Origin of the sequence: Secundilactobacillus collinoides DSM 20515 = JCM 1123 (assembly GCF_001435975.1) — a bacterium.
GTDB lineage: Bacteria > Bacillota > Bacilli > Lactobacillales > Lactobacillaceae > Secundilactobacillus > Secundilactobacillus collinoides.
This window is the reverse complement of sequence record NZ_AYYR01000053.1, coordinates 1-15,383: the sequence shown is the minus strand read 5'-3', so window position 1 is coordinate 15,383 and position 15,383 is coordinate 1. Positions and strand designations below refer to the sequence as shown.

General features: G+C 46.5%; 14 protein-coding genes. 10 read left to right on the top strand and 4 right to left on the bottom strand.

Going from position 1 to position 15,383, the window contains the following annotated elements:
* Positions 1-460: 460 nt before the first annotated feature.
* Entirely contained in the window at positions 461-1,036 is a 576-nt protein-coding gene (locus FC82_RS08890) for an LURP-one-related/scramblase family protein (protein ID WP_056996796.1), read from the bottom strand.
* Positions 1,037-1,154: 118 nt separating this feature from the next.
* On the opposite strand from FC82_RS08890, the gene FC82_RS08885 reads away from it, so the two are divergent.
* From FC82_RS08885 to FC82_RS08870, 4 genes are all read left to right on the top strand, one after another.
* Positions 1,155-1,865, top strand: coding sequence for a uracil-DNA glycosylase (locus FC82_RS08885; protein WP_054761183.1), 711 nt, complete (start codon positions 1,155-1,157; stop codon positions 1,863-1,865).
* 57 nt (positions 1,866-1,922) lie between these two features.
* Complete coding sequence (pta, locus tag FC82_RS08880; RefSeq protein WP_056996795.1) at positions 1,923-2,906, top strand: phosphate acetyltransferase; 984 nt, start codon at positions 1,923-1,925, stop codon at positions 2,904-2,906.
* A 108-nt stretch (positions 2,907-3,014) separates the two neighbouring features.
* Positions 3,015-3,497 carry a tRNA (adenosine(37)-N6)-threonylcarbamoyltransferase complex ATPase subunit type 1 TsaE gene (gene tsaE, locus FC82_RS08875; protein WP_056996794.1) on the top strand — a complete coding sequence of 161 codons (483 nt, stop codon included), beginning with the start codon at positions 3,015-3,017 and terminating at the stop codon, positions 3,495-3,497.
* Entirely contained in the window at positions 3,487-3,987 is a 501-nt protein-coding gene (locus FC82_RS08870; protein WP_056996793.1) for a GNAT family N-acetyltransferase, read from the top strand. The genes tsaE and FC82_RS08870 overlap by 11 nt, the downstream gene beginning before the upstream one ends.
* Before the next feature lie 257 nt (positions 3,988-4,244).
* Here the strand turns inward: FC82_RS08870 and FC82_RS08865 are convergent, their stop codons facing one another.
* Positions 4,245-4,778: a 3'-5' exonuclease gene (locus FC82_RS08865; protein ID WP_054761189.1), complete on the bottom strand. Its 534-nt coding sequence runs from the start codon at positions 4,776-4,778 to the stop codon at positions 4,245-4,247.
* A gap of 40 nt (positions 4,779-4,818) precedes the next feature.
* Positions 4,819-5,583, bottom strand: coding sequence for an exodeoxyribonuclease III (locus FC82_RS08860; RefSeq protein ID WP_056996792.1), 765 nt, complete (start codon positions 5,581-5,583; stop codon positions 4,819-4,821).
* Positions 5,584-5,729: 146 nt separating this feature from the next.
* Between FC82_RS08860 and murB the strand changes: the two genes are divergently transcribed.
* A complete protein-coding gene (gene murB / locus FC82_RS08855; protein ID WP_056996791.1) occupies positions 5,730-6,638 on the top strand; it encodes a UDP-N-acetylmuramate dehydrogenase in 909 nt (302 codons plus the stop codon).
* Positions 6,639-6,658: 20 nt separating this feature from the next.
* Complete coding sequence (locus FC82_RS08850) at positions 6,659-8,779, top strand: cation:proton antiporter (RefSeq protein WP_054761192.1); 2,121 nt, start codon at positions 6,659-6,661, stop codon at positions 8,777-8,779.
* Between the two features lie 452 nt (positions 8,780-9,231).
* On the opposite strand, the gene FC82_RS08845 is transcribed toward FC82_RS08850, so the two are convergent.
* Positions 9,232-9,906, bottom strand: a complete 675-nt coding sequence (locus FC82_RS08845; protein ID WP_056996790.1) for a DUF1361 domain-containing protein — start codon at positions 9,904-9,906, stop codon at positions 9,232-9,234.
* 175 nt (positions 9,907-10,081) lie between these two features.
* Here FC82_RS08845 and cdaA point away from each other — a divergent pair, with 175 nt between their 5' ends.
* The 4 genes from cdaA (at position 10,082) to glmS (ending at position 15,318) form a co-directional block, all read left to right on the top strand.
* Positions 10,082-10,933: a diadenylate cyclase CdaA gene (cdaA, locus tag FC82_RS08840; RefSeq protein WP_056996789.1), complete on the top strand. Its 852-nt coding sequence runs from the start codon at positions 10,082-10,084 to the stop codon at positions 10,931-10,933.
* Positions 10,930-11,901: a CdaR family protein gene (locus tag FC82_RS08835; RefSeq protein ID WP_056996788.1), complete on the top strand. Its 972-nt coding sequence runs from the start codon at positions 10,930-10,932 to the stop codon at positions 11,899-11,901. Before cdaA ends, FC82_RS08835 begins: the two co-directional genes overlap by 4 nt.
* Positions 11,902-11,926: 25 nt before the next feature.
* Positions 11,927-13,282 carry a phosphoglucosamine mutase gene (glmM, locus tag FC82_RS08830; RefSeq protein WP_056996787.1) on the top strand — a complete coding sequence of 452 codons (1,356 nt, stop codon included), beginning with the start codon at positions 11,927-11,929 and terminating at the stop codon, positions 13,280-13,282.
* 218 nt (positions 13,283-13,500) lie between these two features.
* Positions 13,501-15,318: a glutamine--fructose-6-phosphate transaminase (isomerizing) gene (gene glmS, locus FC82_RS08825; protein WP_056996786.1), complete on the top strand. Its 1,818-nt coding sequence runs from the start codon at positions 13,501-13,503 to the stop codon at positions 15,316-15,318.
* The last annotated feature ends 65 nt before the right edge of the window (positions 15,319-15,383 follow it).

Here is a 15,383-nt window from a genome sequence, read left to right as displayed (position 1 = left end):
ACCCAGAAAAAAGTCCGGTCCTGACTTTTGTGCCCAGAGTTGCTTCTGCAGTAGCCCCCTGCCTTGCGGAACGCGTTTTGGCATGGCTGCCTAAAAGCACGTCGCCAGCACCACAGAGACTACTGAACCCAGAAAAAAGTCCGGTCCTGACTTTTGTGCCCAGAGTTGCTTCTGCAGTAGCCGCCTGCCTTGCGGAACGCGTTTCGGCATGGCAGCCTAGCACCACCAGCTGAACACAAATCATCGCTATACACAGTGAATATCACCAAAACAAAAAGCCAGTCATCTCAAATTGAGATCGATTGGCTTTTTTTGGTCGCGCATAAACGATTGGTAGTTATCTATGACGAGTTCTGAGTGTCCAATTGCGCTAACCATCCCGTCAGCACAGCGCGTGTGTTGATCTGTCCGCTGACCGTGGTCAAAAGGCTGTGCGAAACCAGGGGCCTTTTGCTAGTGTCTATTTCAACACGCGATATTTCTTATGTGCGTGCTCGTAATGCCAAGCACGGTTCCCACGCATATCATTCGGCACGTTAAACGAGACGTGCCATGCCTGGCCGGGCAACTTAAATTTGGTTCGCCGGTTTGCCCAGTGGTCAAGTGTAGCGGCGATGCACAGACATACCGGTTCGTAACTTTTTTGTGAACAGGTAATGTGCATCTGGTCGTCATCCGCGTCTGCTGTCATGATTGTTGTCGTGCCGTGATAGATTTTGTAATGTCCAGTTAAAAAATTACCTACCACGATCCAGCGCAAGTTACTAATGTAAATAAATTCATTAAAGAAGCCGAAACGTTTTGCGATTCGACCGACTTTTTGATTTTGGTAATAAATGTCAAATTGGGGCAGTAAACCGAGGTTTGTTTGCCGGAGTTCAGCCATTAGGGTACCGCTGATCTGATACAATGAAAGCGTGTCTGGTCGCCGACCCCAACGCCCGATTAATAGGTAGATGGACCGGTGATCTTCATCGCGCACAACGGTAGCTCCCTTAGCTGACAAACTGTCTTTTCTAACGTACAGTGTTCGCATGGAAGCCCCCCATTCGTCTTAATTCAATATCATCCTATATGATAACATGAAACGAATCAATTTTCTGCAATGTTAATTTTCACATGAATATGCTAGAATAAATGTTGAGGTGTTGGGAATGAAACCGTTTATTCATAATGATTGGTGGGCTGAATTAGAGCCTGAGTTTGAGAAAGCGTACTATCAAGACTTACATGCCTTTTTAATTCACGAGTACGAAACGCAGCTGATTCACCCCGATATGTATCACATTTATGAGGCCTTTGAATGGACGCCGTTCAGTAAAGTGAAGGTGGTCATTTTAGGACAGGATCCGTATCATGAGCCTAACCAGGCACATGGACTCAGTTTTTCAGTATTGCCAGGCGTTAAAATTCCGCCGAGCTTACAGAATATTTACAAAGAACTACAGTCGGATCTCGGTATTCAACCCGTGAACCACGGTTATTTGGAAAAATGGGCAAAGCAGGGTGTCCTCCTGTTGAACTCTGTGTTGACAGTCCGCAACGGCCAGGCCTTTTCACACAAGGGAAAGGGCTGGGAACAGTTAACGGACGCAGCGATTCACAAGCTATCTGAGCGTCCAACGCCAGTGGTCTTTATTCTCTGGGGTCGTGCAGCGCAAAACAAGATTAACTTGATCGATACGCAGGCCAACATCGTGATTCAGTCAGCGCATCCAAGCCCGTTATCTGCACACCGAGGGTTCTTTGGGTCAAAGCCGTTTTCAAAAACTAACACCGCACTTGAAGCGCTGGGAGAAACGCCCATTGATTGGCAGCTCCCAGAACACGCCGAGATTGATGACGACAATCACCAGCGTGCGTAACACCGCATAATAAGAGGATTGACTAGTCGGAAATTCAAACATCTGGAGGTCTAGAAAGTGGAACTTTTTGATAGTTTAAAGCAAAAGATTAGTGGTAAGAACAAGGTTATTGTTTTTCCTGAAGGGGAAGACATTCGGATCATTGGAGCAGCCAGCCGGCTCGCTCACGACGAGTTGGTTAAACCGATTTTGCTGGGTAACCCAGATGAAATCACCAAGCTGGCCGCACAAAAAGGGTTTGATTTAACAGGTATTAAACTTACCAACCCAGCCGATGCACCCGCAGCTGAAAAGAAAGAGCTGCAGGATGCCATGGTTGAGCGCCGGAAGGGGAAGAATACCCCAGAACAAGTTGCTGAAATGCTGAAGGATCCTAACTATTGGGGCACGATGCTCGTTTATTTGGATCGCGCTGACGGCATGGTTTCCGGGGCTGCTCATGCAACCGGCGATACGGTTCGGCCTGCACTGCAGATTATTAAAACCAAGCCGGGTACCAAGCGGATCATTGGTGCGTTCATCATGCAAAAAGATGAAGAACGTTACGTTTTTGCTGACTGTGGGATCAACATTGATCCTGACGCTGAAGGTTTAGCTGAAATTGCAGTCGAATCTGCCAAGTTGGCCAAACTCTTTGACATTGATCCTAAGATTGCACTTTTGAGTTTCTCCACTAAGGGTTCTGCTAAGGGCGACGATGTGGACAAGGTTGCCAATGCGACTAAGTTGGCTCAAGAAAAAGCACCTGATTTACCTATTGACGGTGAATTACAATTTGACGCTGCTTTCGTGCCGGAAGTCGGCGAACGTAAGGCACCTGGTTCGAAGGTTGCTGGTCACGCTAACACGTTCATCTTCCCTAGCTTGGAAGCTGGGAACATCGCTTACAAGATCGCCCAACGGTTAGGCGGCTTTGAAGCCTATGGGCCAATCTTGCAAGGCTTAAACAAGCCGGTTTCAGACCTATCTCGTGGTGCTAACGAACAAGATGTTTACCAGGTTGCAATCATTACCGCAATTCAATCATTAGCAAACGATTAATAAATGCCTATGACAGCGTATCATGTGTCCTGTCAGTGGTGAAATGACACAAAAAGAGTCCAAGGCAAGCGATTGTCAGGGACTCTTTTCAATTAAGGGAGAATCATGATGACGATAGAAAAAATTGTAACAAGTCCCGAGGAAACGATGACCATCGGTCAAAAACTAGCTCCGTTCCTACAGGCTAAGGACATCATTCTCTTAGACGGCGATTTAGGAGCCGGTAAGACGACTTTTACAAAGGGACTGGCCCTTGGTCTCGGTATTAAACGAAACGTCAAGAGCCCCACTTTTACCATCATTCGCGAGTATCAGGAAGGCCGGCTGCCCCTGTACCACATGGATGTCTACCGATTAGAAGAAGGGGGCGGCGATGAGCTGGGCCTTGACGAGTACTTCAACGGTGATGGGGTCAGCGTTGTCGAATGGTCGCAATTTGTTGAGTCGGAACTTCCTGAGGACTACTTGCGGATCGCGTTTCACCGTCAGGACGAGACCGGTGAAGAACAGCGGAAAATGACGTTTCTGCCAAAGGGAAAGCGGTTTGAGACGATTGTCAAGAAACTGGAGGCTCAGTTGAATGACAAATGATGAGCGGACTTTCAGAAAGGCGGAATCAACGGATGCACAGGCGTTACTGACTTTGTTGAAGGCTCTCGGTACAGAGACCACCACCTTTTCAATTTCTGGTGAACTCCCTGTCGCAGATGAGGAAGCTAAGGAAATAGAAAAAATCAACGCCGGCAACGATCATGTGATCATCATTGCGCTGGCTGGGGATCAGCTCGTTGGGCTTGCCACGATTACCCCCACAGTTGACACCAAGGCTGGTGAGATAGGCGTTGCAGTACTGAAAAAGTATTGGCGTCAGGGCATTGGTCTCGAATTAATGCTATCCGCACTGGACTGGGCGGCAATTGAAAGCAGTTATAATGAAATTTCGCTGACGGTTCAAAAAAACAATCTCGGCGCGGTAGCCCTTTACCAAAAAATCGGGTTTGAAACGATCACGACCAGCCATGTTGAAAACAGTGTTGGTGAGCTTGTTGAAGCCTATGAAATGGCCATTGCACTGGAATAATCTGCTGCATTGATCATTGCATTACATGAATTTTAGTCTAAAAAAGAACCCTAGAAATTGAATTTCTGGCGTTCTTTTTTTGTGGTGCTTTATAAAAAGCAATCGACAGTTAATTTTGGGGCAGTTAGGTGATACCCGCATGATCCAGCTTGTCCTTTATAGCGGGGGCAATTCACACGTCCTCACTTGCAGCATACAACATCAAGTTAAATGGCAATAAAAATTGTCTTCGCGTCCGAATTACCTTGTCTTACCTGTTAAAGTGTCGACACAAACGGCTTGATTGCTTGCGGACCGAACGCATTAGCTTCGTATAACAAAATGTTAGCACATGCCAGACTGTCATCTAATGCGTTATGGTGATGTTCCAGATCAATTCCCAGCGAATCGCACACAGTGTTTAGTTTGTGATTTGGCAGGGACGGATAGAACTTGCGACTGGTTTTAACTGTATCTAAGGTTAGGTACCGCGGGGCGATTATCCCGTGGTGGTTTAATGTCTGCTTTAAAACGCCGTTGTCAAACTGTGCGTTGTGGGCGATGACCAATTGTTCTGGTGTAAAGAACGACTGAATGTGAGGCCACACTTCAGCAAAGGTCGGGGCGTCTGCCACATCTTTTTCGTGAATCCCATGAATCTGAGTATTGCGCCAATAGAAGGGCATTTGCGGGTTGATCAGGGTATAAAACTCATCTGTGACTTGGTTGTTTCGAACAATCGTTAGTGCAAGCGAACACGCTGAGTAGCGTTTACCGCTTGCGGTTTCAAAGTCCATTGCAACAAAATTCAAAGTGTCACCTCCAGTATAGGTTAATGCTGTATCAGCTAGTTTACACGTTTAGACCAGTTGTGACAAGCTCAACGGGACAGTGGTCCGACCCGAAAATATCGTTTCGAATTTCGGCCTTTTCAAGGTTCTTTTGAATGCGATCACTTGCAACAAAATAGTCGATCCGCCACCCAGCGTTGTTATCACGAGCATGGAACCGATAACTCCACCATGAGTACTGTTCAGTAGCTTCCGGGTTAAAGTAACGGAACGTATCCGTGTAGCCGCGGCCAAGCAGCGCGGTGAACTTTTCCCGTTCGTCATCGGTAAAGCCAGCGTTTTTATGATTTGTCTTCGGGTTTTTTAAATCGATTTCTTCGTGTGCAACATTCAGGTCGCCGCAAAGGATGACCGGTTTTGAGGCGTTTAATTTATCGAGGTAGTCCTGGAAAACATCTTCCCAGCCCATTCTGAAGTCCAGCCGTTTCAAACCGCTGCCGGAATTTGGGGTGTAGCAGGTGACCAGATAAAAATCGGGGTACTCAAGCGTGATGACCCGGCCCTCATGGTCGAAATCTGGTTCGCCGATATCATAGGTGACAGCCAGCGGATGATGCTTGGTAAAAATAGCCGTGCCGGAATAGCCTTTGCGTTCGGCGTAATTGTAATATTGTTCGTAGCCGGGCAGATCAAGGTCGAGCTGTCCTTCTTGCATCTTGGTTTCTTGAATACAGAAAAAGTCGGCGTCCAGGTCGTTGAAGGTCGTTGTAAAATCTTTTTTGACCACGGCACGCAAGCCGTTGACGTTCCAGGAAATAAATTTCATGGTATTCATCCTTTCTCAACTAGAGTGATTCATGACTAGTATAGCAAATATTTTTGAACACGGGGGCAACCACCTCCCAACCTGCATGGAGTCATGGTAAAATAATACTATGCAGTTTTATGTCGGAAATGAAAGGAACAAGAGTAATGACGGTGAATTTTATAACACAGTTTCCAAACGTCACGATTTTAACTAACGAACCATTATCAAAATATACGAACACGAAGACTGGCGGGTCAGCTGACCTGTTGGCTTTTCCTGAATCAGCTGGGGAAGTTCAAGCCCTGCTGACCTTTGCAAACGAAAATCAAGTCCCAGTTACAGTAATCGGCAACGCTAGCAACCTCATTGTTCGCGATGGCGGTATTAGGGGGTTGGTCATGATCCTGACACGGATGAACAGCATTAAAGTGGTCGAAAATCAAGTGATTGCGGATGCCGGGGCTTCGATGATCGAAGTTACTAAACATGCTCAGGCAGCCAATTTAAGCGGCTTGGAGTTTGCGGCTGGTATTCCAGGCAGTATTGGCGGCGCCATTTTTATGAACGCCGGCGCTTATGGTGGTGAGACAAGTGATGTTGCTGATAGCGTCCTCGTTTTGACCCGCGATGGTGAAATCAAGACTATCAATCGGGAGGCACTTGATTTTGGGTATCGGCATAGCCGGGTTCAGGATGAAAACGATGTGGTGCTCTCAGCAACGTATGCATTGGTACCGGGAGATGGTGATGTGATCCAAGCCAAGATGGACGACCTGAACGCCAAACGCGCAGCTAAGCAGCCGCTGGACCTGCCATCTTGCGGTAGTGTATTTAAGCGACCCGAGGGCTATTTTGCGGGTAAATTGATTCATGACGCCGGGTTGCAAGGACATCAAGTTGGCGGGGCACAGGTCTCGACTAAACACGCTGGCTTTATCGTAAATGTTGACCACGCCACAGCGACCGACTATCTGAATTTGATTCATCACGTGCAGGCAGTTGTCTTTAAAAAATTTAACGTCCATCTGGAAACTGAAGTCAGAATTATTGGAGAATCTGTTACTCAAGACTAACGAAAAGAGGGGGTACCTAGTTGCCAATTGTTGAAGCTGTCATTTTACTAGTGGTTTTAGTTTTAGCATCCAACATTATTAGCCACTACCTGACCTTCATTCCGGTTAGCCTGATTCAAATTGGGTTAGGGCTTGTCATGGCCTTATTTTGGGAGATTGAGATCCCGCTGGACACTGATTGGTTTTTGCTCTTATTTATTGCGCCGCTGCTGTTCAATGATGGGCGGCGGTTTCCGAAACGGGAGCTATGGAAACTGCGGGGGCCAATCTTTGCCAACGCCATTTTCCTGGTGTTTTTGACCACGTTGCTGGGCGGTTTCTTGATTTATCTGATGGTGCCAAAAATGCCGTTGACGGTCGGGTTCGCAGTGGCCGCCATTCTGTCGCCGACAGATCCCGTGGCCGTGCAATCGATTTCAAAGCGTGTTCATCTGCCTGAAAATATTTTGCACTTGGTCAGCGGTGAAAGCCTGATCAATGACGCGTCCGGCCTGATTGCTTTCAAGTACGCAGTGGCTGCCACCGTTACAGGTGCGTTTTCGCTGACCCACGCGGTCGGTGATTTCTTTTACATTAGTATCGTTGGTCTGATTGTCGGGGCGATTCTCATGATCCTGATTCAGTTTCTGCGGGACATTTTACGTCGCCAAGGTATCAACGATGTCATTTTCAACACGGTGCTGCAGATTATGACACCATTTGTAATTTACTTTATCGCAGAGGATGTTTTTCATGCGTCTGGTGTGATTGCAGCAGTGACGGCTGGAGTAATCTCTCACGCTCGAAACAGCCACTTGATTGAAGACCTGCCAGAATTACATCTTGTCACTGAAAAAACTTGGGACATTATTGTTTATCTGCTTAACGGGATCGTGTTTGTGATTCTTGGAGATGAACTCCCCGCAGCGACTAGTCAGATTATTAAGAATACTCAGTTTAAAACCTGGCAAGCAGTTGCATATGCTTTTGGTGCATGGGTCGTGCTGCTCGTTATTCGGGTTGTTTGGATCTACTTTTATCAACTCGTTGCACAGTTGCGCAAGAAAACAACTAAGGCCAGTTTTCGAATCGCGCTGTTGGCTGGTCTGTCAGGGGTTCGCGGGGCAGTGACCATGGCTGGAGTGCTATCGCTGCCCATGGTCACCGCGACCGGTGTTAGTTTTCCGCAGCGGTCACTTGCATTGTTTATTTCAGCAGGCGTCATTATTATCAGTCTATTGGTGACGGTGATCACGTTACCGTTAGTTTCGCCTGATAACACCCAACCCTTGCAAACACGTGCCAGTTTGAGCGACATGGACGCTGACAATGAACTGGATGAGGACGAAGAGGAGGACATAGATTCGCCGCAAGCATCACGACTAACAGAGGACCAGGCGCGGATTTATATTATGCGATTGGCTATTAACGCTATCGAAGAGCATCGTCGGCAGGAAAATCAACGAGCGGCCTATGATTTAATTTTAGACTATCAGTTCATGATTCGCCGGATGGAAGCTAAGGTCAAGGATGACGGCGCAATGCAGCAGGTCGCAAATGATGAGATTGCCCTTCGCCGAGTTTGTTTGACGGGTGAACGACAAGCCATCGAGCGGTTGTTTGAACATCATCAGATCTCTAAATCAGGTTACCAGTTAGCAATGAAGCGGCTGGCACGTGGCCAACGGCGGTTAAATCAAGCTGACCACGCGTCGTTGACCTTAATCATCCGAAGCTGGTGGCTGTGGTTGAAACATACAGTGCACCGCATCATTCAGTTAATGCGCCATCAAAAGAATCAAAAGGTTGAAAACGAACGGCAGTTGATCGATCGCGAAAGTGCTAAGGCAGCCATTAAGGCGTTGTCGAAATACTTGGGGCGCGAAGACGTCGCGACTGCAGAACTTGATAAGCAAGCCATCTATCACTTGGTGGTGTTCTACCGTAACCGGATCGAACGGGCAAAAACGGCAGACAGCTTCTCAAGAGAAACGTACGCTAATCAGGTTAACAAGCTGCGGATTGTGGGCTTGGGTGCGCAACGAAGCGGCGTGCAGGCACTCCTAGAAGCAGGAAATATCACCTGGCAAATGGCGGGACGTTTACGCCAGTATATTAACTATTCAGAAAATGTGTTGATGATGGCGGATGAAGAGGAGTAGAGAGTGGCTCAGAGTCCGTTAGGCAGGAGTCCCTTGCCTTGCGTAAGTCGTTTCGGCAATGAGGCCAAAACCCCAGTTGCAAGTACGACAAAGACGACTGTACCCATAAATATTCCGGTTCTGACTTTTGTGCCCAGAATCAACTTTACAATCTAGCCATGAATAAAGTCCATTTAGGCAATAAAATTGATATTTTAGAGTGACGGCGGGATAGCTCTCTCAAACGTATGACAAACGGTCGCTCCGAACAAAAAGCGCCCCTAGTTGAAAATCCAAATTGGAATTTTCAACTAGGGGCACCTTTATTCTGAGGGCAAAGCAGCTTTTTGCCCACCCTCGTTTTCTGCGGTTAGTAAAACCGTTGATTTTCATGTATCCTTCTACGCTAGTTTTTAACCGGTTGGTGCTTCTTGATTTTTGGTCCAACAATTTATCAAACAGTTCTTGTCAAATCATTTACTATCGTCATGATACGTGCGACCTAGTTGCTGGTTATAGACTAAATGTGATAACCAATAGGCCAGCAACTGAATGATCATCATCAAGCCGACGAATTCGAGCATGGGTTCCGTCCACATGCCCATTAGCCGGTGAATAATGAGGTCTGGGGAAATGAACAGGTAAATGGTGTGAATCCGCAGAAACCTGCCCGCGTAAATGCCGACTGATGATAGAAAGGTTAAAATAAGTACCAGCACCACTTCCAGCCACCGCGCGTGTTTGAAATAACGTTCAGTGATTGTTCCTGCCACGTGATTTAAACTCCAGAATCCTAAAAACACACAGAAGAGCACACTGATCAGTTCAATCGTAAAGTAGATCCAGATGTGTAAAGTAGACCGCAAAAGGCCATCGTACGTGTACGGATTTAGTAATGAGAGGTGAAACAGGTCAGTCAGCAGATAGGGCGCATTAGGGTAGAAAAGTAACCACAAAATGATCAGCACCCAAAAGAAGATGCCATGTTTTGGAAAATCGTTTCTAATATGAAAACTGATTTCGATTGGGATATAGCCCAAAAACGTATTTAAGATTAAAAAGGTAAAAGGGGCTTTAACAAAGGTCCATAGAAATAGGAGCCATATAATAAAGAAAATTCGAATCTGCCATCTGGCCTGTGTTCGCATCATGCCACCCCCTGTCGTTATTGAGACTTCATATAAATAGTACCAGATTAAAGCGGGAATAACATCGCAATTAGGCTGATATTTATAAATTGCTAAGACTCAGTTCGTAAACGGGACTAAAAACAGGGAGCAGGCGTGTTATAATGATAGCCGAATAGATTTTTGGAGGGAAAATATGAACCTTGATTGGAGTAACTTATTGACGTGGCATACAATCGTCAACTTACTCGATATTCTGGTCGTATGGTTTGTCTTCTACGAACTGATCATGCTGTTGCGCGGTACCAAAGCGGTTCAACTGCTGCGTGGTATCATTTTTATTGTCTTGATCAAAATTGTGAGTCTTTATGTGGGTCTCACGACGGTGTCCTGGTTAATGGATCAGGTGATCAATTGGGGGGTTATTGCCCTGATTATCATTTTCCAACCAGAAATCCGGCGGGGGCTGGAACACATCGGCCGTGGTTCAGTATTTGTGCGTAATCGCCAAGTGAATGAAGCCGAAAACAAGATGATCGAGGCACTCGATAAAGCCATTCAGTATATGTCCAAGCGACGGATCGGGGCGTTGATCACCATTCAGATGGATACTGGGTTGGAAGATTATATTGAAACTGGGATCGAGCTGAATGCTGAGATCACTGGCGAACTTTTGATTAACATTTTTATCCCGAATACACCGTTGCACGATGGTGCCGTTATTATTCAGGATAATAAGATAGCGGTCGCAGCGGCTTATCTGCCGTTGTCCGAAAGTAATTTGATTCCTAAGGAACTTGGAACCCGGCACCGGGCGGCCGTTGGTATCTCAGAAGTGACTGACGCCTTAACAGTGGTGATCTCTGAAGAAACTGGGGAGGTCTCTATTACTAAGAATAACGAGTTACTGCGTAATATGGATCAGAATGATTACCTGAAATTTCTTCGCAATGAATTGATCAAGGACCAGGAGCCAGAAAAGCGTAACGCTTACACGACAGTCTTAGATTGGCTCGATGAGCGGTTTAGAGGGGGCAATCAAAAATGAAAGCTTTCTTTAATAGTCGCTGGATGTTTCGTCTGGTTTCGTTATTCTTAGCTGTGTGTTTATTTTTATACGTTAACAGCACGAAGACGACTACTAGTCAATCCACGAATAGCACCACGGATAGTACGACATTAACGGCTAATGAGCACAAAACCATCACGGTGCAGTTGCGGTTGAACGTTAATTCGGATAAATATTTTGTGACCGGATACCCGGAGAAAGTCAAAATGCATTTGAGTGGTCCGGCGGCTCTGGTCACCGCCACGGCAAATACGCAAAATTTTCGGGTGATTGCTAATCTGAACAAGTTGAAAGTTGGAAAGCACACCGTGGCCTTGCAAGAAGAGGGCTTGAATCGCGATTTGTCTTACCGAATTGATCCTGCCAAGATCAAGGTCAATATTCAGAAACGGCAAACGGTTTCGTTTCCAGTAACGGTTAACTATGACAAGACCCGTATTGCTGACAATTACGAGGCGGGCAAAGCAACTTCGGACGTTTCAAGTGTGAAGGCAACTGGGGCCGAAAATGAGATTGACCGGATCAGCAGGGTTGTGGCACAGGTCGATCTGAAACAGAATGCTAAATCCACGGTGAATAGCCAGGCCGTTATTGAAGCCCTCGATAAGCAGGGGCGGACCGTTAACGTGATTTTGACGCCATCCACGACGCAGGTAAATCTGCCTATTACAACCAAACAGAATTCAAAAAAGGTGCCAATCACCTTTAAGGCTAAGAATGGCAGCAGCGACTACACGTATACGCTGAAGAGCAGTACTAGTTCTGTCCGGGTCTTTGGGTCGAAGTCAAAACTCGCAGATATATCAAGTTTTGAAGCGGACATCGATGTCAGTGATATTAAGAAATCGACCACCAAAACGGTCAGTCTGGATGCAGACGCTAATAACGTGACCAGCGTTGATCCAACCAGTGTTAAGGTGTCGATCACCACAAAAAAGACAGATTAATTACGAGAAATGAGGAATTGATAACATGAAATACTTTGGAACTGACGGTGTGCGAGGAATCGCGAACCAAGAATTGACCCCTGAATTAGCCTTTCGACTAGGCCGAGCAGGCGGCTACGTTCTGACAGAACACGCTGAGGGTAAACAACAAGCTCAAGTTTTGGTGGCTCACGATACCCGAATCTCGGGACAAATGCTTGAAGAATCCTTAGTTGCCGGCTTGCTGTCAGTGGGTATTGAAGTACTGCGGCTGGGTGTGATCTCAACACCAGCAGTGGCCTATCTTGTCCGCACACAGGGTGCTGACGCTGGGGTTATGATTACTGCCTCTCACAACCCGGTTGCTGACAATGGTATTAAGTTTTTCGGGGCGGACGGCTATAAGTTGTCAGACGCTCTTGAAGAAGAAATTGAGACATTGTTAGATAAGGACACTGATACATTACCACGGCCAGCTGCTGAAGGCTTGGGGACCGTTGAAGACTACCAAGAAGGCAGCCAAAAGTATATTCAATTCTTGGAACAAACTATTTCTGACGATCTGTCCGGTATGCATATCGCGGTGGACTCCGCTAATGGGGCAACCAGTGGTCTTGTTTCACGGTTGTACGCCGATCTTGCAGCAGATTTTGATACGATCGCAACGACGCCAAACGGGTTGAACATCAATGATCAAGTTGGGTCAACACATCCTGAACAATTGCAAAAATTCGTCGTTGAAAAGGGCGCTCAAATTGGGCTGGCCTTTGATGGTGATGGTGATCGCTGCATCGCAGTTGACGAAAAGGGCAATCTTGTTAACGGTGACAAGATCATGTATATCTGCGGCAAATATATGTCGGAACATGGCCGTTTGAAAAAGGATACCATCGTTACCACAGTGATGAGCAACCTCGGCATGTACAAAGCGATGGAAGCCCATGGCATGACCAGTGTTAAGACGCAGGTCGGTGACCGTTATGTTGTCGAAAAAATGGTGGCTGACGGTTACAACCTTGGCGGCGAACAATCCGGTCATATCGTTTTTCTTGATTTCAATACCACTGGTGACGGGATGCTGACAAGTCTGCAATTGTTGCACATTCTCAAGGAAACGGGCAAGCCGCTTTCCGAACTGGCCGCAGACGTTCAGGATTATCCACAAGAACTTGTCAACGTTAAGGTGGCAGACAAAAAAGCAGCCTTAGATAACCCTGAAATCAAGGGCATTATTGATACTGTTGAAAAAGAGATGGCGGGCGACGGACGGGTGCTTGTTCGGCCTAGCGGAACTGAGCCATTACTTCGGGTCATGGCTGAAGCGCCAACGAAGGAAGCCGTTGCAGGTTATGTGAACCGAATCGCTGCCGTTGTGAAAAAAGAAGTCGGCGTTGAAGATTAATGAAACCTTAATAAGCGGTTTTCAGGTTATATCGCCTGAAAACCGCTTTTGTTATAGTGTTTGGGCAAACGGTTCGTTTTCACCCTATACCACTTGGTGATGTAATGTGTTGACAACTTGTCGTAAAGACTGTAGAGTATACGTGTTATCAAGATATTATCTTGATAAGCAAGTCTATACCAATTAAAAATAAATGAATAATACGAGGATGAAAGCTTATGTGTGGAATTGTTGGCGTTACAGGTAGTGACAATGCAGTAAAGATTCTGTTGGAAGGATTACAGAAACTTGAATATCGTGGTTACGATTCAGCTGGAATCTATGTCAACGATCAGAGCGGTCAGGATTATCTTGTGAAGGAGAAGGGCCGGGTCGCAGATTTGAAGCGTGAAGTGGGCCCTGAAGTTCACGGGTCGACTGGTATCGGTCATACCCGTTGGGCAACTCACGGCGGCGTCAGTGTTGCAAATGCCCACCCACAAGTTTCTCAAGATAATCGTTTCTACTTGGTACACAACGGTGTCATCGATAATTTCCAGGAAATCCGCAGCGATTATTTGAGTGATGTTTCGTTTACGAGTCAAACCGATACTGAGGTTGTTGTTCAGTTGATTGACAAGTTTGCCATTGAAGACAAATTAAACGCCCATGATGCGTTCGTCAAAGCTTTGACTGTTTTAAAGGGTTCTTCATACGCCTTCTTGTTAATGGACCGCGAAGACCCTGACACGCTGTATGTCGCTAAGAACAAGAGCCCATTACTGGTTGGGGTTGGCGACGGCTTCAATGTTGTCTGCTCAGATGCCTCTGCAATGCTGCGTGAAACGCATGACTTCCTGGAACTGTTGGATGGCGAGATCGTGACCATCAAGCCAAACGAAGTCAAAATTGAAGATAAAGACGGCAAGCCGGTTGAACGGGACACTTTCCACGTTGATATGGATGCTAGTGAAACTGACAAAGGGACTTATCCCTTCTACATGTTGAAGGAAATTGACGAACAGCCTAACGTTATGCGCAAGTTGGCCCAGGTATACCTGTCCGAGACCGGCGAACCCGTTATCAACGAAAAGTTGTTGAACTCAATGAAGCAGGCAGATCGTATCTATATCGTTGGTGCTGGAACGAGTTATCATGCTGGCTTGGTCGGTGCTCGTTTGTTTGAGAACCTGACTCAAACGCCAACGGAAGTTCACATTTCCTCAGAGTTTGCTTACGAACAGCCTATTTTATCTAAGAAACCATTCTTCATTTTCTTGTCTCAGTCTGGTGAAACGGCTGATAGTCGTGAAGTCTTAGTTAACGTCAATGCTGCTAATTATGAAAGCCTGACAATCACGAACGTTCAAAACTCGACGCTATCTCGTGAAGCCACGTACACCTTACTGTTACACGCCGGGCCAGAAATTGCCGTTGCATCTACTAAGGCGTACACTGCACAAATTGCCTTGGAAGCTATTTTGGCAAAGGCACTCGGCGAATCCGACAACCAAATTGTTGCCCAACGGTTCAACATTCGGCAGCAACTTGGCCTGGTAGCCACAGGCATCCAAGCCATTATTGATGCTAAATCCAAGCTGGAAGACATGGCCAAGAAGTACTTCTTGAACACACCAAATGCCTTCTACATTGGCCGGAGCCTTGACTGGAGCGTTTCACTTGAAGCGGCTCTGAAGCTCAAGGAAATCTCATATGTTCAGGCTGAAGGCTTTGCTTCGGGCGAATTAAAGCACGGAACAATTGCCTTAATCGAAGATGGAACGCCGGTTATTGGTATCATCACACAGGCGAAGACCGCGGGTTTAACGCGTTCTAACCTGCAGGAAACTATGGCGCGTGGTGCAAAGATCATCACAATCACCACTGAAAGTCTAGCTAAGAAGGATGACGACATCATTCTGCCTGACGTTGATGAATTGTTGACACCGTTATTGAGTGTTGTTCCAACGCAGTTATTGGCTTACTACACTAGTCTGAACAAGGGATTGGATGTAGACAAGCCGCGTAATCTGGCAAAGTCTGTTACTGTTGAATAATAAGTGATTTTTTGGGCTCTTTGTCAACTGGTATTGGTGGAGAGTTTTGAAACGCATTTGACCTT

What these genes read in the sequence shown, in the direction of transcription:
- FC82_RS08890 (WP_056996796.1), bottom strand. Translation starts at nt 1,036, where the DNA reads ATGCGAACACTGTACGTTAGAAAAGACAGTTTGTCAGCTAAGGGAGCT.
- FC82_RS08885 (WP_054761183.1), top strand. Translation starts at nt 1,155, where the DNA reads ATGAAACCGTTTATTCATAATGATTGGTGGGCTGAATTAGAGCCTGAG.
- tsaE (WP_056996794.1), top strand. Translation starts at nt 3,015, where the DNA reads ATGACGATAGAAAAAATTGTAACAAGTCCCGAGGAAACGATGACCATC.
- FC82_RS08870 (WP_056996793.1), top strand. Translation starts at nt 3,487, where the DNA reads ATGACAAATGATGAGCGGACTTTCAGAAAGGCGGAATCAACGGATGCA.
- FC82_RS08860 (WP_056996792.1), bottom strand. Translation starts at nt 5,583, where the DNA reads ATGAAATTTATTTCCTGGAACGTCAACGGCTTGCGTGCCGTGGTCAAA.
- murB (WP_056996791.1), top strand. Translation starts at nt 5,730, where the DNA reads ATGACGGTGAATTTTATAACACAGTTTCCAAACGTCACGATTTTAACT.
- FC82_RS08845 (WP_056996790.1), bottom strand. Translation starts at nt 9,906, where the DNA reads ATGCGAACACAGGCCAGATGGCAGATTCGAATTTTCTTTATTATATGG.
- cdaA (WP_056996789.1), top strand. Translation starts at nt 10,082, where the DNA reads ATGAACCTTGATTGGAGTAACTTATTGACGTGGCATACAATCGTCAAC.
- FC82_RS08835 (WP_056996788.1), top strand. Translation starts at nt 10,930, where the DNA reads ATGAAAGCTTTCTTTAATAGTCGCTGGATGTTTCGTCTGGTTTCGTTA.
- glmM (WP_056996787.1), top strand. Translation starts at nt 11,927, where the DNA reads ATGAAATACTTTGGAACTGACGGTGTGCGAGGAATCGCGAACCAAGAA.
- glmS (WP_056996786.1), top strand. Translation starts at nt 13,501, where the DNA reads ATGTGTGGAATTGTTGGCGTTACAGGTAGTGACAATGCAGTAAAGATT.